Genomic DNA, 26,282 nt, shown 5'->3' with positions numbered 1-26,282 from the left:
CCCAGATGGTGAAGGCCGAGGGCGTACACAAGTCCTTCGGCGCCGCCCACATCCTCAAGGGCATCGATCTGGAGGTCGCCCCGCGCGAGGTCTTCTGTCTGATCGGCCCGTCCGGCTCCGGCAAGTCGACCTTCCTGCGGTGCATCAACCACCTGGAGAAGATCAACGCGGGCCGGCTGTCGGTCGACGGCGAGCTGGTCGGCTACCGGCAGAAGGGCGACAAGCTGTACGAGCTGAAGGACAGCGAGGTCGCCAGGAAGCGCCGGGACATCGGCATGGTCTTCCAGCGCTTCAATCTCTTTCCGCATATGACGGCGGTCGAGAACATCATGGAGGCGCCGGTCCAGGTGCGCGGCGAGGCGAAGGCCGTGGCCCGCGCCCGTGCCGAGCGGCTGCTGGACCGGGTCGGGCTCTCCGACAAGGCCGGCAGCTATCCGTCGCAGCTCTCCGGCGGCCAGCAGCAGCGGGTGGCGATCGCCCGCGCGCTGGCGATGGAGCCCAAGCTGATGCTCTTCGACGAGCCCACGTCGGCGCTCGACCCGGAGCTGGTGGGCGATGTGCTCGATGTGATGCGCGATCTGGCGCAGGACGGCATGACGATGATCGTGGTCACCCATGAGATGGGCTTCGCGCGGGAGGTCGGTGACGCGCTGGTCTTCATGGACGACGGTGTGGTCGTCGAATCGGGCCATCCGCGCGAGGTGCTGACGAACCCTCAGCACGACCGGACGAAGTCGTTCCTGTCGAAGGTGCTGTAGAAGGTGGTGCGGCACGCGTGAGGGGCGGCACGGACCCGTCCGTACCGCCCCTCACGCGTGTACCGGCCCCGGTCCGGCTCAGCTCCGCCCCGCCCGGTCCGCCGCCTACTTGAGCGCGAGGAGGAGGGAGTCGGACGGTGAGGACCAGACCGTCCGTACCTCGTCGAAGCCCGCGTCGCGCAGCGTCCGCGCGTGCCAGTCCACGGATGGAGTATCGCCTTCCGCGTGTTCGCCGTAGATCCTGAAACGCTCGGCGGTCGGTCCCGCGAGGACCGGGTCCCGGCCGGCCAGCTCCCACCAGTCCGCCCAGTCGAGGGCGCCCGCGGCCTTGGCTCGGTCCATTCCGGCATGCCGGTGGGCGCGCTCGATCGCGTTGATCCTGGGGGTGGAGCCGTCCGTCATATGGTCGGCGTTCATGACCACGCCGCCGTCCCTGACCAGGCCCGCGAGCTGCCCGTACAGCACCGCGAGCGGCTCGGCGCGCAGCCAGTGGAGGGCGGTCGCGGTGAGTACGGCGTCGTACGTGCCGCCCGGCAGGAGCGCCGTCCAGCCCGGGTCCTTGAGGTCGGCGGTCACGAAGCTCACGCGCTCGTCCCCGGCGAAGTAGCCGCGGGCGATGGCGAGGAGCGCGGGGTCGAGGTCGACGCCGGTGCTGGTCGCTCCGGGGAACCGGCGGAGCAGCCTGTCCGTGATACTTCCCGTGCCGCAGGCGAGATCGAGCACTCTCGGCTCGGGGCCCACCGCGGCCTCGACCATGTCCAGCATGACCCGGAAGCGCTCCTCGCGGTCGGGCATGTACCACTCCTGCTGGCGGTCCCAGCTCTCCTGCCAGCCGCGCCAGTCGGCCCCCGCAGCCGTGGTCCCCGCAGCCGTGGTTCCCGCACTCGCGGTTCCCGTCTCCGTCATGGAAACCCTCCTCCGTAATACCCTAGAAGCACAACCAGCCATTACACCGCTTTTCCTCCAGACCCTAGACCGCTTCCGTAAGGACTACAAGTGGAACTGGCCTCTTACTCGGACTCCGCCGTACGACTGGTCAACACCGAGGAACCGGCCCGCGGTACGGACACCCTGACCTCGGTCGAGGCCGTCCGCGCCCTCTTCGGCCCCAGCTCGCAGGCGGCCCGCCGCGCCACCGACGCGGACGTCACCCGCTTCCGGTCGGTACGGGCCCGGCTGCGCGCGGTCTTCACCGCCGCCGACGCGGGCGAGGCCACCCAGGCGGTGGACCTGCTCAACTCACTGCTGCTCGAATTCCCGGTCAGCCCGCAGATCTCCGGCCATGACTTCCTCGACGACGAGGGCCATCCGCGCTGGCACATGCACCTCGCGGACCACCCCTCCAACGCGACGGCCGGATTCGCGGCGACGGCGGCGATGGGGCTCGCGTTCCATCTGACGGAATACGGCGTCGACCGGCTCGGCCTGTGCCAGGCGGCGCCCTGCCGCAACGCCTATCTGGACACGTCCACCAACCGGTCGCGCCGCTACTGCTCGGACCGCTGCGCGACCCGCGCCAACGTCGCCGCCTACCGGGCCCGCAAACGCCTGGAGACCGAGCGCTCGGCCAGCACCGGCCGCAGCGCCGACACCAGCCAGGACACCACCGCGCGCGCCGACCGCTGATCCCCCAGCGGCCGGTACCGCGCCCGGACCCGCCCCAGCAGCAGCTCCTCGGGCACCGCGCCGAACACCCGGCTGTCCCCCTCGGCCCCCGGATTGTCCCCGAGCACCCACCAGCCGCCGTCGCGGCGCTCGACCAGCCGCTTCACGATGAGCAGGTCCTGTTGCAGCGGATGTTTGAGCACCGCCACATCGCCCGGCTTGAGGGGGGCGCGATACTGCACGAGGAGCTGATCGCCGTGTCTGAGCGTCGGATACATGGACGGCCCCATCACCTCGGCGATCCCCAACGACACCTTCGGCTCCCGCCCGTGCTCCGCCATTCGGCACCTCCCGGTCCCACGGTACGTTCCGCCACCGGTCCCATCCTGACCCCGGACTTTTGTCCTAAGCCCCAGGGGGCACCCGCGAAAACACGCTTCTCACGGAGTAATGTCCCACCTGAGAAGACGATCACGAGGAAGGACAGCTCCATGCTTTCCCGCCTGTTTGCCCCCAAGGTGAAGGTCAGCGCCCACTGCGACCTCCCCTGCGGCGTGTACGACCCGGCCCAGGCCCGCATCGAGGCCGAGTCGGTCAAGGCCGTCCAGGAGAAGATGCAGGGCAACGACGACGCCCACTTCCAGGCGCGCGCGACGGTCATCAAGGAGCAGCGCGCCGAGCTCGCGAAGCACCACGTCTCGGTGCTCTGGAGCGACTACTTCAAGCCCCCGCACTTCGAGAAGTACCCGGAGCTGCACCAGCTGGTCAACGACACCCTCAAGGCGCTGTCGACCGCGAAGGGCTCGAAGGACCCGGCCACGGGCCAGAAGGCCCTGGACTACATCGCCCAGATCGACAAGATCTTCTGGGAGACGAAGAAGGCCTGATCGCCGATCATGCCGCTTGACCTGCGGTTACACCACACGCAGCGCTTTCCGGCCGCACCCGGCCCGCAGGACTCCATACCGGAGCCCCTGCCGGACCGGGTGCGGTCGCTTTTTCGGGCACCGTGAGACGGGAAGAGCACCGCGTTCAGGCGTCGGGGAACGGGGTGTCGCTCCAGCGGAACCAGGCTTGGTCGTTCCGGATGTGGAGGAGGAACTCCGGCACCGGGCCGTCCGGGGACACCAGGGCGACCGCGCGTACCACGTCGTCGTACGCCGCCTCCCAGGCGTCGGGCTCTTCGTTCACGCTGTCCAGGAGGGCCAGTTCGCGGTCGAACAGGGGCTTCAGGGCGGGGAACGCGGGGCCCGGGGTGAAGTGGCCGCTGAGCCAGGGGAAGTCCGCTTCCCCGATGGCGATGTCGCCCACCGGCTGTTCGTCGTGGCGTGAGACGACGTGCCAGATCTCGTCCGTGAAGCCCATCGGCTCCTCCTGTCTCCGTGCGTCTCCGCGCGCCGATGGGGGCAGCATCTCAGGGGGCACTGACATCGGCCGCCGTACGGCCGTCGCGGGGGCCGAAGACGGTGAGTGCGTCGGCGTCGCTCGCGCGGGCGTGGAGGTAGTAGTCCGCCCATTCCTCGATGTCCGGGTAGCCGGATTCCGCCGTCAGCCGGGCGATCGCGGCGGCGATGTCGAAGGGGGTGACGCGTAGTTCGACGCCCGGTCCGAGCAGGGCCCAATGCGCGCCGGGGCGTCCGTAGGGCATGCCGATACTGCCCGGGTTGATGACCTGGCGGCCGTGGGCGAGGCGTACGAAGGGCATGTGGGTGTGGCCGCACACGACCGTACGGATGTGCTCGCCGAGTCCTTCGAAGACGTCCGTCCAGCGGGCGAGCCGGGAGTCGACGAGGACGACCTCTTCGTCGTCGCGCGGGGTGGCGTGGCAGAACAGGACATCGCCCAGGCCGGCCACGGGCAGGCATCGGGTACGCGGCAGACCTGCCAGCAGCGCGAGGTGGTCGTCGCGCAGCCGGCCGGCCGCCCACGCGGTGATGGCGTCGGTGGTCACCGGGCGCTTTCCGCCACGCAGTTCGACCAGTTCGCGGTCGGCGTTGCCGCCGATCAGTACGGCCCGGTCGCCCAGGCCCGTCAGCAGGTCCAGTACCTCGGCCGGCTGCGGGCCGGCGGCGATGTCGCCGGTGATCACGACGCGTTCGGCGGCGGCGACCTCCGGTTCGGCGAGCACCGCTTCCAGTGCCGGAAGGACCCCGTGGATGTCGGAGAGGACGGCTACGCGGCCGGGCGGGGCTGTCGGTGGCATGCCCTCACTGTCGCGCCGGCCGACGCCGGATGACGGTGCGTTCGCTCCGCGCGGAAGTGGAGCGTCGGGGGGCTCGGCCACGGCCGTGCTCTCCGCCGGTTGTCCCGTGCGATCGCCGTGTGCGCGTGGCCCTGCGGCGGGAACAGGCCGGGCACGGCCGCGCGGTGAGCCGTCGTCACTCCTCGGGAGCCGCCCGCGGGACACCGGCACGGGTTCCTGCCCGCTCAGCCGGGGCCGGTTCCGCCACCCTGTCCTCCGGCCGCCCCGCGCCCCTCGTCCCGCGCCGTACGACCGTCACCGCGACCAGGCCGGCCGCGAGGCCGGCGGCTGTCTGTACGCCGAAGGGTTCGTCGAACATCGCCGCGCCCCACACCGCCGTGACCGGCGCCATGAGGAACATGAGCGTGTTGACCTCGGTCACCCCGGAGCGCCGCAGGACCAGCCAGTACAGGCCGTAGCCGCCGAAGGTCGCCAGGACGACCAGCCACGCGATGGCCGTCCAGAAGGACGCCTCGGCGGGCGGGGCCGCCGCTCCGGAGGCCGCGGCGAGCACGGTGAAGACGACGGCGCTGGTGGCGCAGTGGATCGTCATGGCGACCGAGGGGGCGGTACGGGTCGGTGAGCGGCCCTCCAGAAAGGTCGCCGCGACCAGTGAGAACATCCCGAGGAACGGCACCGCGTACGCCCAGGACTCCACGGTCCCGGTGGCCGCGGCCGTCGCATCGGCCACGGTGACGAGGGCGACGCCCGCCACCCCGAGGCCGAGTCCGAGCCACTGCCGTCGCGAGACGTACTGGCCCAGCAACGGGCCGGCCAGGGCCCCGGCGACCAGGGGCTGGGTGCCGTCGATCAGCGCGGTCGTACCGCTGGAGACACCGAGCTGGATCGCGTAGTACACGGTGAGGAGATAGCCGCTCTGCGACAGCGCGCCGATCGCCGCCTGCCGCAGCACGGCGCGCGCGGTCAGTCCGCGCCAGGCGTTACGGGTGAGGGTGACCGCGACCAGCCCCAGGACGGCGGCGAGCGGCAGGAACCGCCACATCAGGATCGTCACCGCGTCGGCACTGCCCGCCCCGAGCTTCGCCCCGATGAAGCCGGAGCTCCAACAGAGCACGAACGCGGCCGAGAGGAGGAGGTTCATCCCGGGGCACCGCCCGGAGGGAGGAGGGGCCAGCTGGGTATACAGATCGGTTTACTCATCAGGCCCACTATACAGATCGGTATACTCGCCCTCATGAGCCCAACGCGTGAACCCCGCCGGATCACCCTGACCCCCGGCGCCCGCCGCGCCCTGGAGGCCGCCTCACGGTTGTTCTACGAGCGCGGGATCCACGCGGTCGGGGTGGATCTGATCGCCGCCGAGGCGGGGGTGACGAAGAAGACGCTCTACGACCGGTTCGGCTCCAAGGACCAACTCGTCGTGGAGTACCTCGCCGCCCGCGACGAACGCTGGCGCGCCTTCCTCGCCGAACGCCTCGAAGCGGTGTCGCCGGGACCGGACGACGTGCGGCCTCCCGGGGTCGAGCGCGTGCTCGCGGTGTTCGACGCCTCACGGGCCTGGATGGAGGCGAACAGCCCCCGGGGGTGCAGCATGGTCAACGCCCACGCCGAGATCGACGACCGGGGCCATCCCGCGTACTCCGTCATCGCCGGTCAGAAGACCTGGATGCTGGAGTTGTTCACCCGCCTCGCCCGCGAGGCCGAAGCCCAAACCGAGGCCGAGGCCCAAACCGAGGCCCAAGCCGAGGACGAGGCCAAGGCCCAAGCCGAGGACAAGGCCGAGGACGAAGGCGGGACCGGGAAGGCCGAGCAGCTCGGCCGTACGCTCATGCTGCTCCACGAAGGCGCCCTCGTCGCCCACGGCCTCCGCATCTTCCCCGACGCGCTCGGCGAGGCCCGGGAACAGGCGCGCGCCCTGCTGACCTGACGTCCGCGCGGCGCTCCGGCTCTCAGGCCGCCGGCGCGTGCAGCAGCGGGCTCTTGTGGGCGGTCAGCCATCTGCGGTAGTCGACCGCGCGCAGCGCCGCCTCCCGGTACGACGCCTCCAGGTCCGCGAACACCTCGTCGCGGCCACCCGCCCCCGCCACGCCCAACCCCGCCGCGCCCGCGCCATCCGCGCCCGCGCCTTCCGCACCCGCGCCTTCCGTGCCCGGCGCCTCCGTACCCGCCTCCTCCGCGCCCGGCCGCGAGAACAGCAGCAGCCGCACCGCCAGCGGATCGTCCCGCAGCGGCCGGATCGCCATGTCGTCGCGCGGGCCCGACGTGGGCTGGCAGGGCGCGACCGCCTCGCCGACCGCGATCAGTGAGGCCGCCGTGAGGTAATCCCCGTGCAGCACCGGCGGGTTGAGCCCGGCCGCGCCCAATACCCGGCGCAGCCCGTCCCATTCACCGTCCACCGTCGGGTCGACCATCCAGCGGTCCTCGGCGAGATCGGCCAGTTCCACCACCGGGCTGCCCGCCGCCGGATGGTCCCTGGCCATGGAGATGAACTGCGGTTCCCGTTCGACCAGTACGCGCCGCTCCAGCCCCTCGGGAACGAGCAGCGGGCAGCCCTCCACCTCATGGACGAAGGCCACGTCGAGCTGGCCCGCGGCGAGCATCCGCAGCAACGCGTTGGCGGAGACGTCCATGTGGAGCGAGATGTCCGTACCGGGCAGCCGGTTTCTGAGCCGGCGCAGCCATCCCACCAGCGCGCGGCTCGCGGTGGAGCCGATCCGGAGCCTCGGTCCGTCGGCCAGCCCGGCCGCCACCCGTGCCTCGGCGACCAGCGAGGCCATCCCGGAGACGAGCGGGCGGGCCCTGCTCAGTACCGAGCGGCCCAGCGGGGTGGGCCGGCAGCCGGTGCGTTCCCGGGAGAACAGCTCCGCGCCCAACGCGTTCTCGATACGCCGCAATTGCGTGGTCAGGGAGGGCTGGCTCATCCCCAGCTGTCGCGCCGCCTTGTGCAGACTGCCGGCATCGGCAATGGCACACAGGGCACGCAGATGTCTCACCTCCAGCTCCATGCCCAGAGAGTAGAGCGGCCTCCCGCACCACACCAGATGTCCAAATGCCTGTAATTGGACGCGCATTCGAAGATATGCGGCCAGGGTGATGCGCTCGTGTTATCGGACTTTGACATCATCCGCACAAGGGCGGACTCCCCGAGACTCTGCGGTACCCAACTCGTTCAACGGACCAGTAGGAGCCCCCCACATGAGACACCCCAAGACTGCCATCTCCGCCATCGCCGGTATCGGCCTGGCCTTCGCAACGCTCGGTGTCGCCCCCACCGCCACCGCCGCCCCGGCCCCCGCCGCCGACGCCGCCACCTCCTCGTACGCCGCCTACGAGGGCTCGAAGGCGGAGGCCGCGGGCAACAAGGCCTTCTTCGACGCCGTCCTGAAGTCGGTCGCCGAGAAGCGGGCCGCGAACCCCGGCGCCCAGGCCGTCACGGTGGTCTACAACGCCTCGAACGCGCCCTCCTTCGCGAGCCAGATAGCCAGCTCCACCTCGATCTGGAACAGCGCCGTCTCCAATGTGAAGCTCCAGGCGGGCAGCAACGCGGACTTCACGTACTACGAGGGCAACGACTCGCGCGGCTCGTACGCGAGCACCGACGGTCACGGCTCCGGCTACATCTTCCTGGACTACCGGCAGAACCAGCAGTACAACTCCACCCGCGTCACCGCGCACGAGACCGGGCACGTCCTCGGCCTCCCCGACCACTACTCCGGCCCGTGCAGCGAGCTGATGTCCGGTGGCGGCCCCGGCACTTCCTGCCAGAACGCCCAGCCGAACGCGGCCGAGCGCTCCCGGGTCAACGCCCTGTGGGCGAACGGCCTCGCCGCCGCGCTGGCCAAGGTCTCCTGACCTCCCCCACGGAGACCCACACCTGACCTCCCTCGCATGACAGGGGCGCCCCGAACCCGAGCACCAAGGGGCGCCCCTTCCCGTGTCCCCCTTGGTAACGTCTCTCGGTGGACTTCAGTACGGAGACCGGTGCGTCGCCCCACCGAGAGCCTCAGCGCGATCCCGTACGCGCTCTCGGCCGGACCCTCAAGGGCGACTTCGAGACACTCCTGACCGTACGGGCCGACCGCCCGGACCGGGTCGCGTGTCTCCATGACTGGGCCGCCGCCCATGGCCTCGCGGTCAGCCTCGTCGTCCTGGACCGCGGCCGTACCCCGTCCCGGCCGACGCTCACCCTGCCCGGCACGGGCACACTCGACGAGCAGCACCGGGCCGCCGAGCGGTGCGCGGAGCGCCTCGCGGAGGCCGGGTTCCCCGTCGTACGGACGAAGCTGGTGGCGGCGCCCTGGAACGAGGGCGTGCCGCAGACCGATGCCGAGGCCGCGACGCTGCCCCCGTACTGCCACTTCGAGCACCACGTCACGCTGCGGCTGCCGATCCCGTACGACACCCAGCGCCTGGCCGCGGTCGCCGAACGGCACAGCGCGCATGTCTCGCGCGCCGCGCGCCGGGTGCTGTCCCGCGGGGTCCAGGAGCGCTTACTGACACAGCGCGCCCGCGGGGTCGGCAGACCGACGGCGCGCGCCCGGCTGGACGCGCTGCTCGACGGTCTGAGGGTGGCCGGATTCCAACCGGCCGACCTCACCGAGGAGTTCGTCCTCCACGACGACGCCCCCGCCCCGGACTAGACACTGTCCGGACACGTCAGCCCGTCAGGACGCTCCCACCAGCGGCCGGCCGCCCAGCTCCGTACCGCTCGGCAGCTGGCGCCGGATCCTGCCGAGCGCCTCCTCGAAACCGCCCCCGGCGATCCCCGACGCGTAGGCCGCCCCGCCGCAGTGCAGCGTCAGGCTCAGCTCGGCCCGGCCGACCGGGCCCTCGGCCGCTCGCTCACCGAGCGTCAGCAGACAGCTGAGCGTGGCCTGCTGGACTGTGCCGGCCGAGCTGACGGGCATCGGTATGTCCCATTCCATGACGCAGGACGACAGCAGCCCGCCCGCCCCCACCGCTTCCAGGACGGCGAAATCCGCCCCTTCGTACTCAACTCCCCTGATGTGAGTACGTACATGCTGTCCACCCGCGCTCAGGGTGATCGCTTCCGCGCCCAGGCGGTCCCGGTACCAACCCGCCCATGAATCCGTCGACTCCGCTGTCATGGCGCGGACTGTAGCGGTACCGGATCTTCCGTCGCAGCACGGGTCACGGCTTCCGGTCATACTTCCTCACGAGCACACCGTTCCCGAACGTCCTCACCGACTCCAGGGTGAACTCGTCGAGGGCGAAATCCGCCGCGAACATCGGCATCCCCGAGCCGAGGACCAGCGGATACGTCTTGATGACCAGTTCGTCGATCTCACCGACCAACTGCCCGGCGAGATGGGCGCCGCCACAGAGGTAGATCCCGAACTCGCCGTCCTCCGCCTTCAGTTCCCGGACCTTCGCGACGACGTCCCCGGAGACGATCTCGACCGCCGGGTCCGGGCTCTCCTTGATGCTGCGCGACACCACGTACTGGCGCAGGTGCGCGTACGGGCTCGTATCACCGGACTTCAGGGCGACGTCGTAGCTGCCCCTCCCCTGGATGATGGTGTCGAAGTGCCGGTTCTCCAGATCGTCGATACCGAGGGGCCGGCGCCCCTGGGTGGACATGGTCTCCGGGTACTCCGCCTTCAGGAACGCGAAGAGCTCCTCGTCCACGAAGGGCAGGAAGGCCGTCGCGTCACCCGAGGGGTCACCGATGAAGCCGTCGATCGATACCGCGATGTAGTACGTGAGCTTGCGCAAGCCGGATCCTCCGGATCACTCGACGACAGGAAAGGGCCGGCGTCCCGAAGGACCGCTTGACCACTGCACCCATAGTGATTTGAATGCAGTGGTTACGCAAGCGGAATTCCCCATCGCCTCCTCAGACGCCGCGCGGTTCCCGCCACATGGGCCACATGGGCGGCCCGTCCGGCAGATCGACCGTGGTGCCCGTGAAGGTGAACCCGAGCCGTTCGTAGAGCCGCCGGCTCCGCTCGCTGCTCGCCTCCAGATAGGCCGGCAGACCCTCGCGGTCGCAGCGCGCCAGCACGGGTTCGATCAGCGCGCGGCCCAGTCCCCGGCCCTGGTGGACCGGGGACACCGCGATCATCAGCAGATACGCGTGCGCGCGGTCGTGCGGATGGATCGCGCCCGTCAGCCGGCCGACCAGTTCCGTACGCTCGTTGTCCGGGTCGGCGGTCGCCCGCATCCGGGCCGGGGTGTCGTCCTCCCCCTCCGGCGGACCCGCCGGCACCGGGAGCCACAGCGCCATCCCCGTCCCGTCCTCCAGGATGTCCACCCACCCCTCGGCGAGCGCGACATCGGCGAACACTCCGAGGAAAAGACCGTGCACCCGTCGGCGGTGGTCCTTCTCCGGGAAGACCCAGCAGCTCACCGGGTCGTCGTCGAAGGCCTCTTCGAGGAGCCGTACCAGCGTCGCCCGGTCGCTCTCCCCCGCCCGTCGTATCCCCGCACCCATCCTCTGGACCTCCTCGACCCGACCGTCACGTCCATACGACGAGGCGATCCTAGAGTCGGGCCGATCCGGGCCGTACGCCCCGCCCGCCTCAGCGGGTACGGCGCGTCACGAACTCCGCCAAGGCGAGCAGATCGTCCGCGGCCGAGAGGTCGGGGACCGCCCGGGACAGTTCGTGCACGGCACGGGACATCCGCTCGGCCGCCTGGAACTGCGCCCAGTCGCGCCCGCCCGCCCGTTCGACGGCGGCGGCGGCGCGCGCCACGGCTCCGGCGTCCATCGGCCCCCGGTACAGCTCGGCCAGTTCCCCGGCCGCCGGGGTGCCCGAGGCCAGGGCCGCGACCACCGGCAGGGACTTCTTGTGGGCGGCCAGATCGGCTCCGGCCGGTTTGCCCGTACGGTCGGGGTCGCCCCAGATCCCGATCAGGTCGTCGATCAGCTGGAAGGCGAGCCCCGCCTCCCTGCCGAAGGCGTCGAGCGCGGCGACCTGCTCCTCGCCCGCGCCCGCGTACAGCGCGCCGAGCGCACAGGACGTACCCAGCAGGGCACCGGTCTTGGCCGTCGCCATGGCCACGCACTCGTCCAGCGAGACCTCGTGCGGATCGCGCTGCTCGAAGGCGCAGTCCGCCTGCTGGCCCGCGCACAGTTCGATGACGCAGGCCGCGAGCCTGGCCGAGGCGGCGGCCGACGCCGGATGCGGGTCCTCGGCGAGCAGCCGCAGCGCGAGGGCCATCATGGCGTCGCCCGCGATGATGGCGTCGGCGGTGCCGAAGACCGTCCAGGCGGTGGCGCGATGCCGCCGGGTCGGGTCCTCGTCGATCACATCGTCGTGGAGCAGCGTGAAGTTGTGGGCCAGCTCGACGGCGACGGCGGCCCGTACGGCGTGGTGCGGATCCCCGCCGAGCGACCGTGCCGCGGCGAGGACGAGCGCGGGTCTGATCGCCTTGCCCTCCCGGCCCGAGGCCGGGGTGCCGTCGGCGTGTTCCCAGCCGAAGTGGTACATCGCGACCCGGCGCAGGGAGGCGGGCAACGACTCGACGGTGGAGCGGAGTTCGGGATGGACAGCGGTGCGGGTGCGCTCCAGGAGTGCCATGGCCTCGTGGCCTTCGGTGGCGGCATCCGTGCTGGTCATGGTCACGGTCACTTCCTCTGCGGGATGCGGTGGGAACCTGGGCCGGGACACCGCGCGCCGGTGTCGCGCGCCGGCGCCCGAATGCCCCGGGTGCCCCGGGCGGGCCAGGCCGTGCGTACGCGACGGCACGGCCGGGCCCGCCCGGGGCGGTCACCTCATCCCCAGCGGCCCACTTCCACGTTCTCCAGCACACCGACGGCGTCCGGCACCAGGATGGCGGCCGAGTAGTAGGCCGTGACCAGGTACGAGATGATCGCCTGCTCGTCGATGCCCATGAAGCGGACCGACAGGCTCGGCTCGATCTCGTCCGGGATCCCGCTCTGCTGAAGGCCGATGACACCCTGCTCGGCCTCGCCCGTACGCATACAGATGATCGAGGTCGTCCGGGCGTCCGAGATCGGGATCTTGTTGGACGGGAAGATCGGCACCCCGCGCCAGGCGGGCACATGATGACCCGCCACCTCCACACTGGCCGGAACGAGCCCCCGCTTGTTGCACTCGCGCCCGAACGCGGCGATGGCCCGCGGGTGCGCGAGGAACATCTTCGAGCCGCGGCGGCGGGAGAGCAGCTCGTCCATGTCGTCCGGGCTCGGTCCGCCGTCGTGCGGCTGGAGCCGCTGCCCGTAGTCGCAGTTGGTGAGGAGGCCGAACTCGCGGTTGTTGATCAGCTCGTGCTCCTGGCGCTCGCGCAGCGCCTCGACCGTCAGCCGCAACTGCTGCTCGGTCTGGTTCATGGGCTGGTTGTAGAGGTCGGCGACCCGGCTGTGCACCTTCAGCACGGTCTGCGCGACGCTCAGTTCGTACTCGCGCGGCGCCGCGTCGTAGTCCACGAACGTATGGGGCACGACGCTCTCGCCGACATGGCCGGCGGAGAGATCGATCGCGGCCTCACCGTACTTGTTGGTGCGCTGGTGCGGTACGGACACCACGGCCGCCAGATGGGCGCGCAGCGACTCCTCCCGCTCCGCGAGGTTGCGTACGTCCCGCCGGCTCAGCACCAGTACGGTGCAGGCGGTCGCCGCGCGTGCGGTGTACTCCCAGGTGGCCTCCCCGTCCACCAGGGCCTGTTCGCCGAAGTACGCCCCGTCCGCCAGTACTTCGAGCACCGCGTCGTCCCCGTAGGGTCCCGAGCCCACCTTCTCGACCCGGCCGTGCGCCAGCAGAAAGACCTCGTCCGCCGCGTCGCCGTAGGCCACCATCACCTGGCCCGCCGCGAACTCCCGCTGCTCGCAGCGGCGCGCCAGCTCGGAGAGCACGCCCTCGTCGCCGTACGCGCGCAGCGCCGGCAGCTCGCCGAGCTCGCCGGGGACGACCGCCACCCGGTCCCCCGTCTGTACGAACGTCACGCGTCCGTCGCCGACCGCGTAGCTGAGCCTGCGGTTCACCCGGTACGTACCGCCCTGGACCTGCACCCAGGGCAGCATCCGCAGCAGCCAGCGCGAGCTGATCTCCTGCATCTGCGGTACCGATTTGGTGGTGGTCGCCAGGTTCCGGGCGGCTGCCGTTCCCAGACTCTGCTGGGTCGGCTGCTGCCCTGCGAGAACCTCGTTACCAACCGACATGAAGTCTCCCCTTCGATCATGTGCTGACCTGCGTGAAGAATGGTTCCATCACGTGGCGTGCATTCGCCATTACACATATGAGTGGGACTGGTTCACCCGGAACGGGGAATTACACGCGCAAGCTCGTCATGTCCGGACACCGAACCCCGGACACCGGACATCGAACTCCTGAGCCCACACACCGAACCGCCGCGCGCACATCGAACCGCCGCGCACACCGAATCGCCGCGCAGACCGAACCGCGAGGAGTCGACCATGGCCCCACCCATGTCCGCCGCCCAGTTCCTCAACGCCCTGAGGAGTGAAGGGCTGACCGTCGTCGAGGTCGGCGACTGGCGCACCCACAATCGCGACCGGCAGGGCCCCTGGGGGCCCGTTCACGGCGTACTGATCCATCACACCGTCACCCGCGGCACGGACGCCACGGTGCGGCTCTGCCGGGACGGTCACGACGCGCTGCCGGGGCCGCTGTGCCACGGCGTGATCGCGAAGGACGGCACGGTCCATCTGGTCGGCTACGGGCGCGCCAATCACGCCGGGGCGGGCGACGGCGATGTCCTGAAGGCCGTGATCGCCGAGAAGCGCCCGCCGCGGGACAACGAGGCGGACACCGACGGGAACCGGCACTTCTACGGCTTCGAGTGCGAGAACCTGGGAGACGGTGAGGACCCATGGCCCGAGGCCCAGTTGGCCGCCATCGAGAAGGCGGCGGCGGCGGTCTGCCGGCACCACGGCTGGGGCGCCCTGTCGGTGCTCGGGCATCTGGAGTGGCAGCCGGGCAAGGTCGATCCCCGCGGCTTCACGATGGACTCCCTGCGGGACCGTGTCCACGACCGTCTGAAGTGACGGGGCTCCCGCCCCGCCGACGACCCCTCCGCGCCGGGACCGGCGGCGCCGCCCGCGCCGGACACCACCCCGGACGGGACGCCACAATGAAGGGGTGCACCGCCCCGAGACGCCCGACCTCGCCGCCCTGCGGCCCCGGCTGCCCTCGCCGCTGGAGCCCGCCGACGACGAGCGCTTCGCGCGCCACGGCGTACGGCTGCTGCTCAAACGCGACGATCTGATCCACCCCGAACTGCCAGGCAACAAGTGGCGCAAACTGGCCCCGAATCTGCGGGCCGCCGCCGCGAGCGGCCGGCGGACGCTGCTGACCTTCGGCGGCGCGTACTCCAACCATCTGCGGGCGACCGCCGCCGCCGGGCGGCTCCTCGGCTTCGCCACCGTCGGTGTCGTACGGGGCGAGGAGCTGGCGGACCGGCCGCTCAATCCGTCACTCGCGCGGTGCGCGGCCGACGGGATGCGGCTGTGTTTCATGGACCGCGCGGCCTACCGGCGCAAGTCGGAGGCCGGGGCGGTGGCCGCGTTCCTCGGCCGGGCGGGGCTGGACCCCGACGCCGTGTACGTCGTACCGGAAGGCGGCAGCAACGCGCTCGCGGCCCGGGGATGCGCCGAGCTGGGCCGGGAGCTGCGCCGGGACCCGCGCGGCACGGCCGGGACCGTCGCCGTGGCCTGCGGCACCGGCGGGACGCTCGCGGGGCTCGCCGCGGGGCTCGGGAGCGGCCGGCGGGCCGTGGGATTCCCGGTGCTCAAGGGCGACTTCCTGGAGCGGGAGATACGGCGGCTCCAACAGGCGGCGTTCGGCGGCCCGGTGGGCGACTGGCGGCTCGACGGACGCTTCCACTTCGGCGGCTTCGCCCGCACCACCCCCGCGCTCGACGCGTTCGCCGAGGAGTTCGGGGAGCGGCACGGGCTGCGGGTGGAACGTCTCTATGTCGCCAAAATGCTGTACGGGCTGACCACGCTGGCCGAGGAGGGCGCCTTCCCGCCGGGCACGACCGTCACCGCCGTCATCACGGGCGGCCCGGAACCGTCCGGGCCGGAACCGTCCGAGCCGCAGCCGTCCGAGCCGGGGCCGTCTCCCACCGGGTGACTCCGAGCGGGGGCCGTCCGGGCCCCGCCCGCCGCCGTCCGAGCCCGGCCCGCCCGTCCGAGCCCGGCCCGCCGCCGTCCGGGCCCCGCCCGCCGCCGTCCGGGCCCGGCCCGCCGCTGCCGGAGCCGTCTCAGGTCTCCTCCCGGTAGGCCGCCGCCTCCTCCAGGTCCAGTCTGCGCAGCAGCGTCCGCATCATCTCGTCGTCGATCCGCCGCCGGTCCCGCAGTTCCACGAACACCTTGCGCTCCGCCTCGATCATCTCCCGCGACAGCCGCCGGTAGGTCTCGTCCGCCGACTCCCCCGTCACCTCGTTGACCGCCCCGAGCCGCTCCCAGACCGCGTTGCGGCGGCGCGCCAGGACGTGCCGGAGCCGTTCGGCCAGCGGCGGCGGCAGCGCGTTGCGTTCATCGGCCAGCAGGGCGTCCAGCCGCCGTTCCGCCGCCCCCGACGCCTCGCTCTGCGCCTGCGCCTCGGCGAGGGTCTCGGCCTGCCGGTCGCGGCCCGGGATCTTCAGCAGCCGGATCAGCGGAGGCAGCGTGAGGCCCTGCACCACCAGCGTGCCGATCACGGTCGTGAAGGTCAGGAACAGCACGAGATTGCGCCCCGGGAACGGACGGCCGTCCGCCAGTGCCAGCGGGATGGAGAACGCGATCGCCAGCGACACCACCCCGCGCATCCCGGCCCAGCCGACGATCAGCGGCGCGGTCCAGTTGGTGTCCGGTTCGCGCTCCCTGATCCGCGCGGACACCGCGCGGGGCAGGAAGGTCGCCGGATAGACCCAGACGAATCTGACCGCCACGACCACCACGAAGACACCCACCGCGTACAGCAGGGCCTCCCCGACCCCGTACTCCCCGAGTCCCTTGAGCACATGGGGCAGTTGGAGTCCGATCAGCGCGAACACCGCCGACTCCAGGATGAACGCGATCATCTTCCACACCGCCGCTTCCTGGAGCCGGGTCTCGAAGTCGACCTGCCAGGAACGGTGTCCGAGGTAGAGCGCGACCACGACGACGGCCAGCACCCCGGACGCGCCCACGTGTTCGGCCAGCGCGTAGGCGAGGAACGGGATGAGCAGCGAGAGGGTGTTCTGGAGGAGCGCCTCGGTCAGATGGGTACGGAGCCAGTGCAGCGGCACCATCAGTACGAGCCCCACCCCGATGCCGCCGAGCGAGGCGAGCGCGAACTCCCCGATCCCGCCGGCCCAGCTCGCGCCCGCGCCGACCGCCGCGGCCAGCGCCACCTTGAACGCGGTGATCGCGGTCGCGTCGTTCACCAGGGACTCGCCCTGGAGGATGGTGGTGATCCGGTTCGGCAGCCCCAGTTTCCGCGCGATGGCCGTGGCCGCGACGGCGTCCGGGGGTGCGACCACCGCGCCCAGCACCAGCGCCGCGGTCAGCGGCAGATCGGGCACCAGCAGATACACCAGCCAGCCGACCGCGACCGTCGCGAAGAGGACATAGCCCACCGACAGCAGCGCGACCGGTCTGAAGTTCGCGCGCAGATCGAGATACGAACTGTCCGCCGCGGCCGTGTACAACAGCGGCGGCAGCACCAGCGGCAGCACGATGTGCGGATCCAGTGTGTAGTCCGGTACCCCCGGCACGTATGAGGCGCCCAGCCCCACGGCGACCAGCAGCAACGGCGCGGCCACCGGCGTCCTGCGGGCCGCGCCGGCGATAGCCGCGCTCCCCGCCACCAGCGCGATCAGCGGCAATACGTCCATTCCACGTCCTCTGCACCCGTCGTAACCTGGTCATCATGAGTGAGTGCCCCCACATCGTGGAACTGCCGCGCCCCGAGCCCGCGCCGCACAGTGACACCTGCCGCGAGTGCCTCACGTCCGGCAGCAACCCCGTGCAGCTGCGGATGTGTCTGGTCTGCGGGGAGATCGGCTGCTGTGACTCCTCGCCGTACCAACACGCGACACAACACTTCAAGGACACGGGACATGCCGTGATGCGGAGTTTCGAGCCCGGGGAGAGCTGGCGGTGGTGCTATGTCGACGGTTCGATCGTCTGACGACTGGGTACGTCAACCCTCCGCCGGTTCTTCGTAATTGGACGCCACAGACCCCTAGCCACTTTCTGTGTTCATATGCTTACCATGAGTGACAGTCGCTGGGTGGGGGTCCCGGCGACACAGCACCATGGATCGCGATAGCGTCGCCACTCCAGACCGGCTACGTACCGACTACGTACCGCAAGGCTCCTGGACATCCCCTGTCCCTGAGCCCAGAAGAGCTTGTGCCACCTTGGAGGTGAGGGTGTCCCAGATCGCAGGCGAGCCCGGGACCCAGGACTTCGTGGAAGTCCGGCTGCCCGCTGCGGGTGCCTACCTGTCCGTGCTGCGTACGGCCACGGCCGGCCTCGCGGCGCGCTTGGACTTCACCCTCGACGAGATCGAGGACCTCCGCATCGCGGTGGACGAGGCCTGCGCGATCCTGCTCCAGCAGGCCGTACCGGGCTCCGTACTCAGCTGCGTCTTCCGGCTCATCGAGGACGCGCTCGAAGTGACCGTGTCGGCGCCCACCACCGACGGGCGCGCGCCGGAGCGCGACACCTTCGCCTGGACAGTGCTCTCCGCGCTGGCCGGCAAGGTCGACTCGACGGTCGCGGAGGACCGTACGGTCACCATCAGCCTCTACAAACAGCGCGGCGCGGGACCCGGGCCGGCGTGAGGAACGGGGACGGTCCGGTGCGTGACGAGGGGCGCATCCCACGGGAGCCGCGGGAAGGGCACGAAGCTCCGTCGGAGCCGGCGCCCGCCCCCGCGGGCATCCCGGAGCAGCAGGCCCGTCCCCACCCGGAGGACGGACTTGACGGCCAGACGGCCGCGGCGGAGCAGGCGCAGGCAGAGCGGGCGGCCACTATGAGCGAGCAGCACAACGACAAACACCACGATCCACACGACCGCAGCGGGGCGCGGGCGATGTTCATCGAGCTGCGCAAGCTGCCGGACGGCTCGCCCGAGAAGGCGGACCTCCGCAATCAGCTGGTGCGGATGCATCTGCCGCTGGTCGAGCATCTGGCGAGACGGTTCCGCAACCGCGGCGAGCCGCTCGACGATCTGACGCAGGTCGCCACCATCGGTCTGATCAAGTCCGTGGACCGCTTCGATCCGGAGCGTGGTGTCGAGTTCTCGACCTATGCGACGCCGACGGTCGTCGGGGAGATCAAGCGGCATTTCCGGGACAAGGGCTGGGCGGTCCGGGTGCCGCGCCGCCTTCAGGAACTGCGGCTCGCCCTGACGACGGCCACCGCCGAACTCTCCCAGCAGCACGGCCGTTCGCCCACGGTCCATGAGCTGGCGGAGCGGCTCGGCATCTCGGAGGAAGAGGTCCTGGAGGGGCTGGAGTCCGCCAACGCGTACTCCACACTGTCGCTGGACGTCCCGGACACGGACGACGAGTCGCCCGCCGTCGCGGACACACTGGGCGCGGAGGACGAGGCGCTGGAAGGCGTCGAGTACCGCGAGTCGCTCAAGCCGCTGCTGGAGGATCTGCCGCCGCGGGAGAAGCGGATTCTTCTGCTGCGGTTCTTCGGCAACATGACGCAGTCGCAGATCGCGCAGGAGGTCGGCATCTCGCAGATGCATGTCTCGCGGCTGCTGGCCCGCACGCTCGCGCAGCTGCGCGAACGGCTGCTGGTGGAGGAGTAGGAGTCCGGCGCCGGGGGCCGTGCCGCCGAAGCCGCCGCTGGACCCGGTGCCCCTCCCGGGAGCGTGCCCCGTCGCGGCGTCAGCTCTGGGACTCGTCGGCGTCAGCTCCGGGACTCGTCGGCGTTGGCGCTGGGGCTCGTCGGGGCTAGCTCCGGGACTCGTCGGCCGGGCCCCGGATGCCGAGGGCTTCCGTGGTGGTCGGGTTGACCAGCAGGACCAGCCCCGTCACCGCGACCACCGCGAGCGCGATCCCGGCCGGGATCATGCCGCCCGTGGAGGTGAGCAGCGTATAGGCGACGGGCAGCGCCAGGATCTGGGTGATCAGCGCGGGCCCCCGGCTCCAGGCGCGCCGCAGCAGCAGCCCGCGCGCGGCGATCAGCGGGATGGCACCGAGCACGATCAGGGTGATCCCGCCCGTCTCCGCCTGCTGCGGGCTGTCGGGCTTCCCGAGCAGCCCCATCACCAGCAGATACACACCGCCGGCGACCAGTGCCAGGGCTTCGAGCCCACAGGCGCCGGCCGCCGCGGTCAGGCGCGGGGGGCGCGGGGAGGATGCGGGGGCCGTCTGCTCACTGCTGCTGCTCACCCCAGCAGGGTAACCACAGGGCCGCCGCGCACCGCTCGGCAGACCCCGCCGGACCCCGGCGTTCCGGTCCGCCGGGCCTCGGTGCCCCCGCCCGGCGGGCCCCCCGGCGGGCCCGGCGTTCCCGGTCCGGCAAATCCGGCGTCCCGGACTCCCGGGGACGACCCTCCGGTGCCCGGCCGGTAATCTGCTCGGCATGCGCGCACTTCTCGTGGTCAATCCGGCAGCAACCACCACCAGTGCCCGCACACGTGACGTACTGATCCACGCGCTCGCCAGCGAGATGAAGCTGGAAGCGGTGACCACGGAGTACCGCGGACACGCCCGTGACCTGGGCAGACGGGCCGCCGACTCGGATGACATCGAGCTGGTCGTCGCCCTCGGCGGTGACGGCACCGTCAACGAGGTCGTCAACGGACTGCTGCACAACGGCCCCGATCCCGACCGGCTGCCGCGCCTCGCGGTGGTGCCCGGCGGTTCGACCAATGTCTTCGCCCGCGCGCTCGGGCTGCCGAACGACGCGGTCGAGGCGACCGGCGCGATCCTGGACGCGCTCGCCCTGCGGAGCGAACGTACGGTCGGTCTGGGACTGGCGGCCGGGACGCCGGGCACCGAGGACGAGTCCGTGCCGTCCCGCTGGTTCACCTTCTGCGCCGGGTTCGGTTTCGACGCCGGGGTGATCGGGCGGGTCGAACAGCAGCGGGAGCGCGGGAAACGGTCGACGCACGCGCTCTATGTGCGCCAGGTGGTACGCCAGTTCTTCGAGGAGCCGCACCGGCGGGGCGGGCTGATCACACTGGAACGCCCCGGTGAGGATCCGGTGAAAGATCTTGTCCTCTCCATAATCTGCAACACCGCTCCCTGGACCTACCTGGGCAATCGTCCGGTGTACGCGTCGCCCTCGGCCTCTTTCGATCTGGCCCTCGACGTTCTCGGACTGAGCAGAATGTCGACTCCCGCGGTCGCCAGATATGCGGCCCAATTGCTCACTTCGACCCCCGATCGGGGCCCTCGCGGACGCCATGCGGTGTCCCTTCACGACCTCACCGACTTCACCTTGCATTCCAAGGCGCCCCTCCCCTTCCAGATGGACGGCGACCACCTTGGACTGCGCACGAGCGTGACGTTCACAGGCGTACGCCGTGCACTGCGTGTGATTGTGTGAGTGGAAGGGGCCAAAGTCCTTTCACTCGAACGTTTAGGCTGGCATCCACCCCATGGAAGTACGGCTGTGACCTAGTCGACACCGAGGAATCAAAAAAAACTTTCCAGAAGGGGTTGTATCCGCCGCCGAGGTTTGCGAATCTCTACATGGCGCTCGGGACGGCCCGCAACATCGGCCTCCCTGAGAGCCAGAACCCCTCCTCAAACCAAGGACCCCACCAGTTTCCGCTGGCGGTCGGCCCTTCCCTTGTCGGGGGATTCGTGAAAGCGTTCACATTCACAAGCAATCTGCATGTAATACCAAGAGAGGTAGCAGCCATGGACTGGCGTCACAACGCCGTTTGCCGCGAGGAAGACCCCGAGCTGTTCTTCCCCATCGGCAACACCGGTCCTGCGCTGCTGCAGATCGAGGAAGCCAAGGCCGTCTGCCGTCGCTGCCCCGTCATGGAGCAGTGCCTGCAGTGGGCGCTCGAGTCCGGTCAGGACTCGGGTGTCTGGGGTGGCCTCAGCGAGGACGAGCGCCGCGCCATGAAGCGTCGCGCCGCTCGTAACCGGGCGCGTAACGCGACCGCCTGAAGCACCCCGCCACGAGCCCTGGCCGGCGGAGCGTACAGCGTGTACGCATAGACCCGCCCCCGAAACGCAGCGCGCAGTACCCCCCGATGCGCATCGCAAAGTGAGCTTCGAGCCGAGCCCCGGACCGTCACCACGGTCCGGGGCTCGCTGCTGTGCGGGGCACGCCGCCTCGCCGGGCGCCACGGAACCCGCTTCCGGGCTCCCCGCGAACGCTACTTCTGGGGCTCCACCGGAATGTCCAGCAGCACGCGCGTACCGCGCACCGGCGCCGGCACCATGTCGAAGCCGCCGCCCAACTCCCCTTCCACCAGGGTCCGTACGATCTGGAGCCCCAGGTTTCCGGCCCGCCGCGGATCGAACCCCTCGGGCAGCCCGCGCCCGTCGTCCTGCACGGTGATCATGAGCCGGGCGTCCGAGCGGGCCCCCTCGCGGCGCTTGGACCCGGGCGTCTCTCCGCTGCGGACGGCCGAGACGTCGACCCGGCCCTCCTCCCCCGGCGCGAAGGCGTGCTCCAGCGCGTTCTGGAGAATTTCGGTGAGCACCATCGAGAGGGGCGTGGCCACTTCGGCGTCGAGCACGCCGAACTTCCCGGTACGGCGGCAGACGATCTTGCCGGGTGAGATCTCGGCGACCATCGCCAGCACCCGGTCGGCGATCTCGTCGAACTCGACTCGCTCATCCAGATTCTGAGACAGCGTCTCGTGCACGATGGCGATCGAACCGACACGCCGTACGGCCTCGTTGAGCGCCTCCCTGCCCTGCGCGGAGTCCATCCGCCTGGACTGGAGCCTGAGGAGCGCGGCGACCGTCTGGAGGTTGTTCTTCACCCGGTGGTGGATCTCCCGGATGGTGGCGTCCTTGGTGATCAACTCGCGTTCGCGGCGCCGCAGTTCCGTCACGTCGCGGAGCAGCACCAGCGAGCCGATCCGGACGCCCTTGGGCTTGAGGGGGATGGCGCGCAGCTGGATGACCCCGCCGCTGCCCTCCACCTCGGTCTCGCGGGGCGCGTAGCCGCTGGCCAGTTTGACCATGGCCTCGTCCACCGGGCCGCGCGCGGGGGCCAGTTCGTCGGTGGTGCGGCCGAGGTGGTGTCCCACCAGGTCGGACGCGAGTCCCAATCGGTGATACGCGGACAGGGCGTTGGGGCTCGCGTACTGGACGACTCCGTCCGCGTCCAGCCGGATCAGCCCGTCACCGACGCGCGGGGAGGCGTCCATGTCGACCTGCTGGCCGGGGAAGGGGAAGGACCCGGCGGCGATCATCTGGGCCAGGTCGGAGGCGGACTGGAGGTAGGTCAGCTCCAGCCGGCTGGGTGTGCGGACCGTGAGCAGATTGGTGTTGCGCGCGATGACCCCGAGGACCCGGCCGTCACGCCGTACGGGGATGGACTCGACCCGTACGGGCACCTCCTCACGCCACTCGGGGTCGCCCTCCCGGACGATCCGCCCCTCGTCGAGCGCCGCGTCGAGCAGCGGCCGGCGGCCTCGCGGGACGAGATGGCCGACCATGTCGTCCTGGTAGGAGGTGGGTCCGGTGTTGGGGCGCATCTGGGCGACGGACACATAGCGCGTGCCGTCGCGGGTGGGGACCCAGAGCACGAGATCCGCGAAGGAGAGGTCGGAGAGCAGCTGCCACTCCGAGACCAGCAGATGGAGCCACTCGAGGTCCGACTCACTGAGGGCCGAGTGCTGGCGTACGAGGTCGTTCATGGAGGGCACACAGGCGAGCGTACCCGCGGCGGGAACCCGCACGGGCCGTGGTCTGTACTGGAGGGTATGAAGGGAAATAGGCTCGGTACACGCATGGACAGGCCAGAATGGTCTAGTCCACAATGCTGTAAGAGCCTCCGCCCTCCCCGCACAGGAGGGTGGACCGAGGTGCCGGCGCTCTCTGCCCTGACTGCGACGGGACCTCTCCCAACGGCCGTGCGGGACCGCACACCCGCCGGCCGTAGCAACTCCGGGCTGCGGTGCCGGACGGGTTGAGGGTCCCGTCGCGGCGCCGCGGCCCGCGGGTACGCAGCGCGTCCGCGGATCGCGGAGTACGTCCGCGGGTACGGAACCCGCCCCTCCCCCGAGCGCGGTCAGTCGGTCTCCGGGGTCTTCGCCATCGTGCGCGGCGCGTCCGGATCCTGGCCCCTGGCGAGGGCGATCTCATGGGCCAGCAGCTGGAGCGGCAGGATCTGGAGGATCGTCTGAAGCTCCTCGGGAACCCCGTCCGCCGGCAGGACGAACCCCGCCGACGCGGCATCGGTCTCCCTCCGGGACCCCACCGCGCACAGGTCGGCGCCCCGGGCCCGCAGCCGCGCGAGCACCGGCTGAAGGGCTTCGCCGCCCCGGCCCTCGGGGACGACCGCGATCACCGGCGAGACGTTGTCGACCATCGCGAGCGGGCCGTGCAGCAGATCCGCGCCGGAGAAGGCGAGCGCGGGGATGTAGCAGGTCTCCATGAGCTTGAGCGCCGCTTCCTTCGCCGTCGGATAGCCGTACCCCCGGGAGATGACGACCGCCCGCTCGGCGAAGCGGTAGCGCGAGGCGAGCGTCCGTACCTCCCCCGCGCGCGCCAGCACCTGTTCCGCGAGATCCGGCAGAGCGCCCGCCGCCGCGCCGTCACGGCCGCCGAGCGCCTCGGCGAAGAGGTACAGCGCGAGCAGCGAGGCGGTGTACGACTTGGTGGCGGGCAGCGCCTTCTCCGGGCCCGCCAGGACGTCGATATGGAACTCCGCGACGGCGGTCAGCGCCGAGTCGGGGTTGTTGGTCACCGCGAGCGTGATCGCGCCGGCCTCGCGCGCGGCCCAGGTGGACGCGACCAGATCGGGCGAGCCGCCCCACTGGCTGACGCCGATGACCAGGACGCCGGCGAGGTCCGGCTTCGCGCCGTACGCCGTCGTCGTGGACATGGAGGCGAGTCCGCAGGGCAGTCCGCACCGGATCTCCAGCAGATACTTCGCGTAGAGCGCGGCGTGGTCGGACGTGCCGCGTGCGGTGAGCAGGACGAAGCGCGGCGCGCGCGCCGCGATGGCCGCCGCCACCTCGCGGACGCCGGGAGCGCCGTCCCTGAGGGTCCGCCGCAGCACGGCCGGCTGCTCCGCGATCTCGGCGGACATGAGGCCGCCGGCCGCCTCGCACGACGCGCCCGACAGGTCGGCAGACATGCTGGGTCGCCTCCAAGTGCGGTCATGCCCCCGCCGGTCGTGCCCGGTCCTCCCAGTCGACCATGGGCCGCCTGACCCCCGCCACCGGGCCGCGCGCGCGCCCGTCGTCCGCCCGCCCCTGGGCCCTTCGCCGGCTCGGAGCAGCTCGGAGCAGCTCAGAGCCGGACGATGACCAGGGCCGTGTCGTCGGTGGCCCCGCGGGGAGGGAGGAGGTCGAGCAGGAGCACATCGGCGAGGTCTTCGGGGCCGGCGCCCCGGTGGCGGGCGAGGGAGCCGGCGAGGCGGGCCAGGCCGGTGTCGATGTCCTCGTCGCGCCGTTCGATCAGTCCGTCGGTGTAGAGGACGAGGGTGTCGCCCTCGTCGAAGGCGGTGGCGGCCTGGGGGCGGGAGGCATGGTCGGGGCGGGCACCGAGCGGCGGGTCGGTGGCCCGGTCCAGGAACTCGACGCCGCCGTCGGTGTGCAGCAGGGCCGGCGGCGGGTGGCCGGCGCTGCTGTAGGCGAGGGTGTGGCTGTCCCAGTCGATGGAGATCTCCACGGCGGTGGTGGACTCGGCGCCGTCGACGGAGCGGGCGTACAGGCCGAGGACGTCCAGGGCCTCGGCCGGGCCGTCGGCGACACGGGAGGCGGCACTGAGCGCGCTGCGCAGCAGACCCATGACGCCGGCGGCGTGCAGGCCGTGGCCGACGACATCGCCCACGGCGACGCCCATGCGGTCCCCGGGCAGGTCGATGAGGTCGTACCAGTCGCCGCAGACGTTCAGGGTGCCGACGGCGGGCCGGTACCGTACGGCGGCCCGGTGGTGGCCCACGTCCGCGGGGTCGGGCAGCATCGCCTTCTGGAGGGCGAGGGCGACCTCGCGTTCGCGGGCGTGCGCCAGGCGCAGGCGTTCGTTGACCTCCTGGAGTTCGCGGGCGCGGGTGTACAGCTCGGCTTCGAGCACGCGGGTGGTCGAGGAGTCGGAGGCGTCGCGGGCCTTGATGAGCTGGGTGACCTCCTCGACCCGGTGCACCACCAGGACGACGCGGCCGTCGGGTCCGAACAGCGGGACGTTGACCGGGCTCCAGTAGCGCTCTTCCCACTCGCCGGGCCGCTCCTCGCAGTGGACGTCGTAGCGTTGCAGGGCCATGGCGTCGCGCTCGCCGGTGGCCACCACGCGCCGCAGCGAGGCGCCCAGGTTGCGCACGCCGCTGGCGGCGGGGTCGTCCGGGTTGTCGGGGAACACGTCGAACAGATACCGGCCCATCACCTGCTCGCGGGTGCGCCCGGCGGAGAGCAGGTACGCCTCGTTCGCGTCCGCGTAGACCAGCTCGGGCGTCAGCAGCGCGACCATGCCGGGCAGCGCCTGGAACACCGCCGCGTAGTCGATCACCGCGTCCGTCATGCTGTGCCCGCCTTCAGCGCCCTTGACCACCAGGCCGCTCATCCACGATAGGAGCACCTGGGCGAGCGTGCCGGACAACCCGGTCGGCACCCGGTCGGCGGCAGGCGCCCTCTGCTAGA

The 26,282-nt window shown here is 71.1% G+C and carries 29 protein-coding genes; 13 read left to right on the top strand and 16 right to left on the bottom strand.

The annotated features are described in order from the left end of the window. Positions 1 to 5: 5 nt before the first annotated feature. Entirely contained in the window at positions 6 to 758 is a 753-nt protein-coding gene (locus ACIOGX_RS36220; RefSeq protein ID WP_129770882.1) for an amino acid ABC transporter ATP-binding protein, read from the top strand. A 105-nt stretch (positions 759 to 863) separates the two neighbouring features. Here ACIOGX_RS36220 and ACIOGX_RS36215 read toward each other — a convergent pair whose 3' ends face one another. Next, entirely contained in the window at positions 864 to 1,664 is an 801-nt protein-coding gene (locus ACIOGX_RS36215; RefSeq protein ID WP_356512244.1) for a class I SAM-dependent methyltransferase, read from the bottom strand. A gap of 90 nt (positions 1,665 to 1,754) precedes the next feature. Here ACIOGX_RS36215 and ACIOGX_RS36210 point away from each other — a divergent pair, with 90 nt between their 5' ends. Then, positions 1,755 to 2,384, top strand: coding sequence for a CGNR zinc finger domain-containing protein (locus ACIOGX_RS36210; RefSeq protein ID WP_356512246.1), 630 nt, complete (start codon positions 1,755 to 1,757; stop codon positions 2,382 to 2,384). On the opposite strand, the gene sodX is transcribed toward ACIOGX_RS36210, so the two are convergent. Beyond that, on the bottom strand, positions 2,288 to 2,704 hold the full coding sequence (sodX, locus tag ACIOGX_RS36205; RefSeq protein ID WP_356512248.1) for a nickel-type superoxide dismutase maturation protease: 417 nt from the start codon (positions 2,702 to 2,704) through the stop codon (positions 2,288 to 2,290). The two genes, ACIOGX_RS36210 and sodX, sit on opposite strands and share 97 nt — an antisense overlap. A 150-nt stretch (positions 2,705 to 2,854) precedes the next feature. Here sodX and sodN point away from each other — a divergent pair, with 150 nt between their 5' ends. Next, complete coding sequence (gene sodN / locus ACIOGX_RS36200; protein WP_030352782.1) at positions 2,855 to 3,250, top strand: superoxide dismutase, Ni; 396 nt, start codon at positions 2,855 to 2,857, stop codon at positions 3,248 to 3,250. Positions 3,251 to 3,395: 145 nt separating this feature from the next. Here sodN and ACIOGX_RS36195 read toward each other — a convergent pair whose 3' ends face one another. The 3 genes from ACIOGX_RS36195 to ACIOGX_RS36185 all read right to left on the bottom strand — a co-directional run bounded on the left by ACIOGX_RS36195 (position 3,396) and on the right by ACIOGX_RS36185 (position 5,707). Next, positions 3,396 to 3,728, bottom strand: coding sequence for a hypothetical protein (locus tag ACIOGX_RS36195; RefSeq protein WP_356512258.1), 333 nt, complete (start codon positions 3,726 to 3,728; stop codon positions 3,396 to 3,398). 49 nt (positions 3,729 to 3,777) lie between these two features. After that, positions 3,778 to 4,566 (bottom strand): metallophosphoesterase family protein, encoded by a 789-nt coding sequence (locus ACIOGX_RS36190; RefSeq protein ID WP_356512260.1) that lies wholly within the window; start codon positions 4,564 to 4,566, stop codon positions 3,778 to 3,780. A gap of 175 nt (positions 4,567 to 4,741) precedes the next feature. Then, on the bottom strand, positions 4,742 to 5,707 hold the full coding sequence (locus tag ACIOGX_RS36185; protein ID WP_401760973.1) for a DMT family transporter: 966 nt from the start codon (positions 5,705 to 5,707) through the stop codon (positions 4,742 to 4,744). A 93-nt stretch (positions 5,708 to 5,800) separates the two neighbouring features. On the opposite strand from ACIOGX_RS36185, the gene ACIOGX_RS36180 reads away from it, so the two are divergent. After that, positions 5,801 to 6,493 carry a TetR/AcrR family transcriptional regulator gene (locus tag ACIOGX_RS36180; RefSeq protein WP_401918959.1) on the top strand — a complete coding sequence of 231 codons (693 nt, stop codon included), beginning with the start codon at positions 5,801 to 5,803 and terminating at the stop codon, positions 6,491 to 6,493. Positions 6,494 to 6,515: 22 nt separating this feature from the next. Here the strand turns inward: ACIOGX_RS36180 and ACIOGX_RS36175 are convergent, their stop codons facing one another. Further along, positions 6,516 to 7,571, bottom strand: a complete 1,056-nt coding sequence (locus ACIOGX_RS36175) for a LysR family transcriptional regulator (protein WP_401918957.1) — start codon at positions 7,569 to 7,571, stop codon at positions 6,516 to 6,518. A 190-nt stretch (positions 7,572 to 7,761) separates the two neighbouring features. Here ACIOGX_RS36175 and snpA point away from each other — a divergent pair, with 190 nt between their 5' ends. Then, positions 7,762 to 8,418, top strand: coding sequence for a snapalysin (snpA, locus tag ACIOGX_RS36170; protein WP_401760967.1), 657 nt, complete (start codon positions 7,762 to 7,764; stop codon positions 8,416 to 8,418). Between the two features lie 107 nt (positions 8,419 to 8,525). Beyond that, positions 8,526 to 9,206, top strand: a complete 681-nt coding sequence (locus ACIOGX_RS36165; RefSeq protein WP_356512270.1) for a hypothetical protein — start codon at positions 8,526 to 8,528, stop codon at positions 9,204 to 9,206. Between the two features lie 24 nt (positions 9,207 to 9,230). Here ACIOGX_RS36165 and ACIOGX_RS36160 read toward each other — a convergent pair whose 3' ends face one another. The 5 genes from ACIOGX_RS36160 to ACIOGX_RS36140 all read right to left on the bottom strand — a co-directional run bounded on the left by ACIOGX_RS36160 (position 9,231) and on the right by ACIOGX_RS36140 (position 13,711). After that, positions 9,231 to 9,674: a DUF6304 family protein gene (locus tag ACIOGX_RS36160; protein WP_129770392.1), complete on the bottom strand. Its 444-nt coding sequence runs from the start codon at positions 9,672 to 9,674 to the stop codon at positions 9,231 to 9,233. A gap of 43 nt (positions 9,675 to 9,717) precedes the next feature. Further along, complete coding sequence (locus tag ACIOGX_RS36155) at positions 9,718 to 10,302, bottom strand: dihydrofolate reductase family protein (protein WP_356512272.1); 585 nt, start codon at positions 10,300 to 10,302, stop codon at positions 9,718 to 9,720. Positions 10,303 to 10,423: 121 nt separating this feature from the next. Next, positions 10,424 to 11,020 carry a GNAT family N-acetyltransferase gene (locus ACIOGX_RS36150; protein WP_383972504.1) on the bottom strand — a complete coding sequence of 199 codons (597 nt, stop codon included), beginning with the start codon at positions 11,018 to 11,020 and terminating at the stop codon, positions 10,424 to 10,426. A gap of 88 nt (positions 11,021 to 11,108) precedes the next feature. Further along, positions 11,109 to 12,149, bottom strand: coding sequence for a family 2 encapsulin nanocompartment cargo protein polyprenyl transferase (locus tag ACIOGX_RS36145; protein WP_401918954.1), 1,041 nt, complete (start codon positions 12,147 to 12,149; stop codon positions 11,109 to 11,111). A gap of 155 nt (positions 12,150 to 12,304) precedes the next feature. Next, complete coding sequence (locus ACIOGX_RS36140; protein ID WP_401918952.1) at positions 12,305 to 13,711, bottom strand: family 2B encapsulin nanocompartment shell protein; 1,407 nt, start codon at positions 13,709 to 13,711, stop codon at positions 12,305 to 12,307. A gap of 255 nt (positions 13,712 to 13,966) precedes the next feature. On the opposite strand from ACIOGX_RS36140, the gene ACIOGX_RS36135 reads away from it, so the two are divergent. Both ACIOGX_RS36135 and ACIOGX_RS36130 read left to right on the top strand, forming a co-directional pair. After that, on the top strand, positions 13,967 to 14,557 hold the full coding sequence (locus tag ACIOGX_RS36135) for an N-acetylmuramoyl-L-alanine amidase (protein ID WP_383972508.1): 591 nt from the start codon (positions 13,967 to 13,969) through the stop codon (positions 14,555 to 14,557). A gap of 94 nt (positions 14,558 to 14,651) precedes the next feature. Next, positions 14,652 to 15,644: a 1-aminocyclopropane-1-carboxylate deaminase/D-cysteine desulfhydrase gene (locus ACIOGX_RS36130; protein WP_401918950.1), complete on the top strand. Its 993-nt coding sequence runs from the start codon at positions 14,652 to 14,654 to the stop codon at positions 15,642 to 15,644. A 130-nt stretch (positions 15,645 to 15,774) separates the two neighbouring features. Here the strand turns inward: ACIOGX_RS36130 and ACIOGX_RS36125 are convergent, their stop codons facing one another. Beyond that, on the bottom strand, positions 15,775 to 17,370 hold the full coding sequence (locus ACIOGX_RS36125; protein ID WP_356512284.1) for a Na+/H+ antiporter: 1,596 nt from the start codon (positions 17,368 to 17,370) through the stop codon (positions 15,775 to 15,777). Positions 17,371 to 17,405: 35 nt separating this feature from the next. Here ACIOGX_RS36125 and ACIOGX_RS36120 point away from each other — a divergent pair, with 35 nt between their 5' ends. The 3 genes from ACIOGX_RS36120 to ACIOGX_RS36110 all read left to right on the top strand — a co-directional run bounded on the left by ACIOGX_RS36120 (position 17,406) and on the right by ACIOGX_RS36110 (position 19,304). After that, positions 17,406 to 17,666 (top strand): UBP-type zinc finger domain-containing protein, encoded by a 261-nt coding sequence (locus ACIOGX_RS36120; RefSeq protein ID WP_356512286.1) that lies wholly within the window; start codon positions 17,406 to 17,408, stop codon positions 17,664 to 17,666. A gap of 244 nt (positions 17,667 to 17,910) precedes the next feature. After that, on the top strand, positions 17,911 to 18,324 hold the full coding sequence (locus ACIOGX_RS36115; RefSeq protein WP_030352798.1) for an anti-sigma regulatory factor: 414 nt from the start codon (positions 17,911 to 17,913) through the stop codon (positions 18,322 to 18,324). Beyond that, positions 18,321 to 19,304, top strand: coding sequence for an RNA polymerase sigma factor SigF (locus tag ACIOGX_RS36110; protein ID WP_030352799.1), 984 nt, complete (start codon positions 18,321 to 18,323; stop codon positions 19,302 to 19,304). The genes ACIOGX_RS36115 and ACIOGX_RS36110 overlap by 4 nt, the downstream gene beginning before the upstream one ends. A gap of 145 nt (positions 19,305 to 19,449) precedes the next feature. Here ACIOGX_RS36110 and ACIOGX_RS36105 read toward each other — a convergent pair whose 3' ends face one another. Then, on the bottom strand, positions 19,450 to 19,890 hold the full coding sequence (locus ACIOGX_RS36105) for a hypothetical protein (protein ID WP_356512288.1): 441 nt from the start codon (positions 19,888 to 19,890) through the stop codon (positions 19,450 to 19,452). A gap of 193 nt (positions 19,891 to 20,083) precedes the next feature. On the opposite strand from ACIOGX_RS36105, the gene ACIOGX_RS36100 reads away from it, so the two are divergent. Beyond that, complete coding sequence (locus tag ACIOGX_RS36100; RefSeq protein ID WP_356512290.1) at positions 20,084 to 21,052, top strand: diacylglycerol kinase family protein; 969 nt, start codon at positions 20,084 to 20,086, stop codon at positions 21,050 to 21,052. A 317-nt stretch (positions 21,053 to 21,369) separates the two neighbouring features. Beyond that, complete coding sequence (locus ACIOGX_RS36095) at positions 21,370 to 21,627, top strand: WhiB family transcriptional regulator (protein WP_004937597.1); 258 nt, start codon at positions 21,370 to 21,372, stop codon at positions 21,625 to 21,627. 212 nt (positions 21,628 to 21,839) lie between these two features. On the opposite strand, the gene ACIOGX_RS36090 is transcribed toward ACIOGX_RS36095, so the two are convergent. The 3 genes from ACIOGX_RS36090 to ACIOGX_RS36080 form a co-directional block, all read right to left on the bottom strand. Next, complete coding sequence (locus tag ACIOGX_RS36090; RefSeq protein ID WP_356512419.1) at positions 21,840 to 23,336, bottom strand: PAS domain-containing sensor histidine kinase; 1,497 nt, start codon at positions 23,334 to 23,336, stop codon at positions 21,840 to 21,842. 374 nt (positions 23,337 to 23,710) lie between these two features. After that, positions 23,711 to 24,781, bottom strand: coding sequence for an SIS domain-containing protein (locus ACIOGX_RS36085; protein ID WP_401918946.1), 1,071 nt, complete (start codon positions 24,779 to 24,781; stop codon positions 23,711 to 23,713). A gap of 155 nt (positions 24,782 to 24,936) precedes the next feature. Continuing rightward, on the bottom strand, positions 24,937 to 26,163 hold the full coding sequence (locus ACIOGX_RS36080; protein ID WP_401918979.1) for a PP2C family protein-serine/threonine phosphatase: 1,227 nt from the start codon (positions 26,161 to 26,163) through the stop codon (positions 24,937 to 24,939). Positions 26,164 to 26,282 lie beyond the last annotated feature (119 nt).

This window comes from Streptomyces sp. NPDC088147, assembly GCF_044741565.1.
In the GTDB taxonomy this organism is placed as follows: domain Bacteria; phylum Actinomycetota; class Actinomycetes; order Streptomycetales; family Streptomycetaceae; genus Streptomyces.
This window is presented reverse-complemented; position numbering and strand designations above follow the sequence as displayed.

Bases quoted from the DNA above. Each gene is read 5' to 3' on its own strand.
- sodX (WP_356512248.1), bottom strand. From the start codon at position 2,704: ATGGCGGAGCACGGGCGGGAGCCGAAGGTGTCGTTGGGGATCGCCGAG.
- snpA (WP_401760967.1), top strand. From the start codon at position 7,762: ATGAGACACCCCAAGACTGCCATCTCCGCCATCGCCGGTATCGGCCTG.
- ACIOGX_RS36190 (WP_356512260.1), bottom strand. From the start codon at position 4,566: ATGCCACCGACAGCCCCGCCCGGCCGCGTAGCCGTCCTCTCCGACATC.
- ACIOGX_RS36220 (WP_129770882.1), top strand. From the start codon at position 6: ATGGTGAAGGCCGAGGGCGTACACAAGTCCTTCGGCGCCGCCCACATC.
- ACIOGX_RS36120 (WP_356512286.1), top strand. From the start codon at position 17,406: ATGAGTGAGTGCCCCCACATCGTGGAACTGCCGCGCCCCGAGCCCGCG.
- ACIOGX_RS36145 (WP_401918954.1), bottom strand. From the start codon at position 12,149: ATGACCAGCACGGATGCCGCCACCGAAGGCCACGAGGCCATGGCACTC.
- ACIOGX_RS36135 (WP_383972508.1), top strand. From the start codon at position 13,967: ATGGCCCCACCCATGTCCGCCGCCCAGTTCCTCAACGCCCTGAGGAGT.
- ACIOGX_RS36185 (WP_401760973.1), bottom strand. From the start codon at position 5,707: ATGAACCTCCTCCTCTCGGCCGCGTTCGTGCTCTGTTGGAGCTCCGGC.
- ACIOGX_RS36175 (WP_401918957.1), bottom strand. From the start codon at position 7,571: ATGGAGCTGGAGGTGAGACATCTGCGTGCCCTGTGTGCCATTGCCGAT.
- ACIOGX_RS36100 (WP_356512290.1), top strand. From the start codon at position 20,084: ATGCGCGCACTTCTCGTGGTCAATCCGGCAGCAACCACCACCAGTGCC.
- ACIOGX_RS36095 (WP_004937597.1), top strand. From the start codon at position 21,370: ATGGACTGGCGTCACAACGCCGTTTGCCGCGAGGAAGACCCCGAGCTG.
- ACIOGX_RS36125 (WP_356512284.1), bottom strand. From the start codon at position 17,370: ATGGACGTATTGCCGCTGATCGCGCTGGTGGCGGGGAGCGCGGCTATC.
- ACIOGX_RS36140 (WP_401918952.1), bottom strand. From the start codon at position 13,711: ATGTCGGTTGGTAACGAGGTTCTCGCAGGGCAGCAGCCGACCCAGCAG.
- ACIOGX_RS36215 (WP_356512244.1), bottom strand. From the start codon at position 1,664: ATGACGGAGACGGGAACCGCGAGTGCGGGAACCACGGCTGCGGGGACC.
- ACIOGX_RS36180 (WP_401918959.1), top strand. From the start codon at position 5,801: ATGAGCCCAACGCGTGAACCCCGCCGGATCACCCTGACCCCCGGCGCC.
- ACIOGX_RS36090 (WP_356512419.1), bottom strand. From the start codon at position 23,336: ATGAACGACCTCGTACGCCAGCACTCGGCCCTCAGTGAGTCGGACCTC.
- ACIOGX_RS36085 (WP_401918946.1), bottom strand. From the start codon at position 24,781: ATGTCTGCCGACCTGTCGGGCGCGTCGTGCGAGGCGGCCGGCGGCCTC.
- ACIOGX_RS36160 (WP_129770392.1), bottom strand. From the start codon at position 9,674: ATGACAGCGGAGTCGACGGATTCATGGGCGGGTTGGTACCGGGACCGC.
- sodN (WP_030352782.1), top strand. From the start codon at position 2,855: ATGCTTTCCCGCCTGTTTGCCCCCAAGGTGAAGGTCAGCGCCCACTGC.
- ACIOGX_RS36080 (WP_401918979.1), bottom strand. From the start codon at position 26,163: ATGACGGACGCGGTGATCGACTACGCGGCGGTGTTCCAGGCGCTGCCC.
- ACIOGX_RS36150 (WP_383972504.1), bottom strand. From the start codon at position 11,020: ATGGGTGCGGGGATACGACGGGCGGGGGAGAGCGACCGGGCGACGCTG.
- ACIOGX_RS36195 (WP_356512258.1), bottom strand. From the start codon at position 3,728: ATGGGCTTCACGGACGAGATCTGGCACGTCGTCTCACGCCACGACGAA.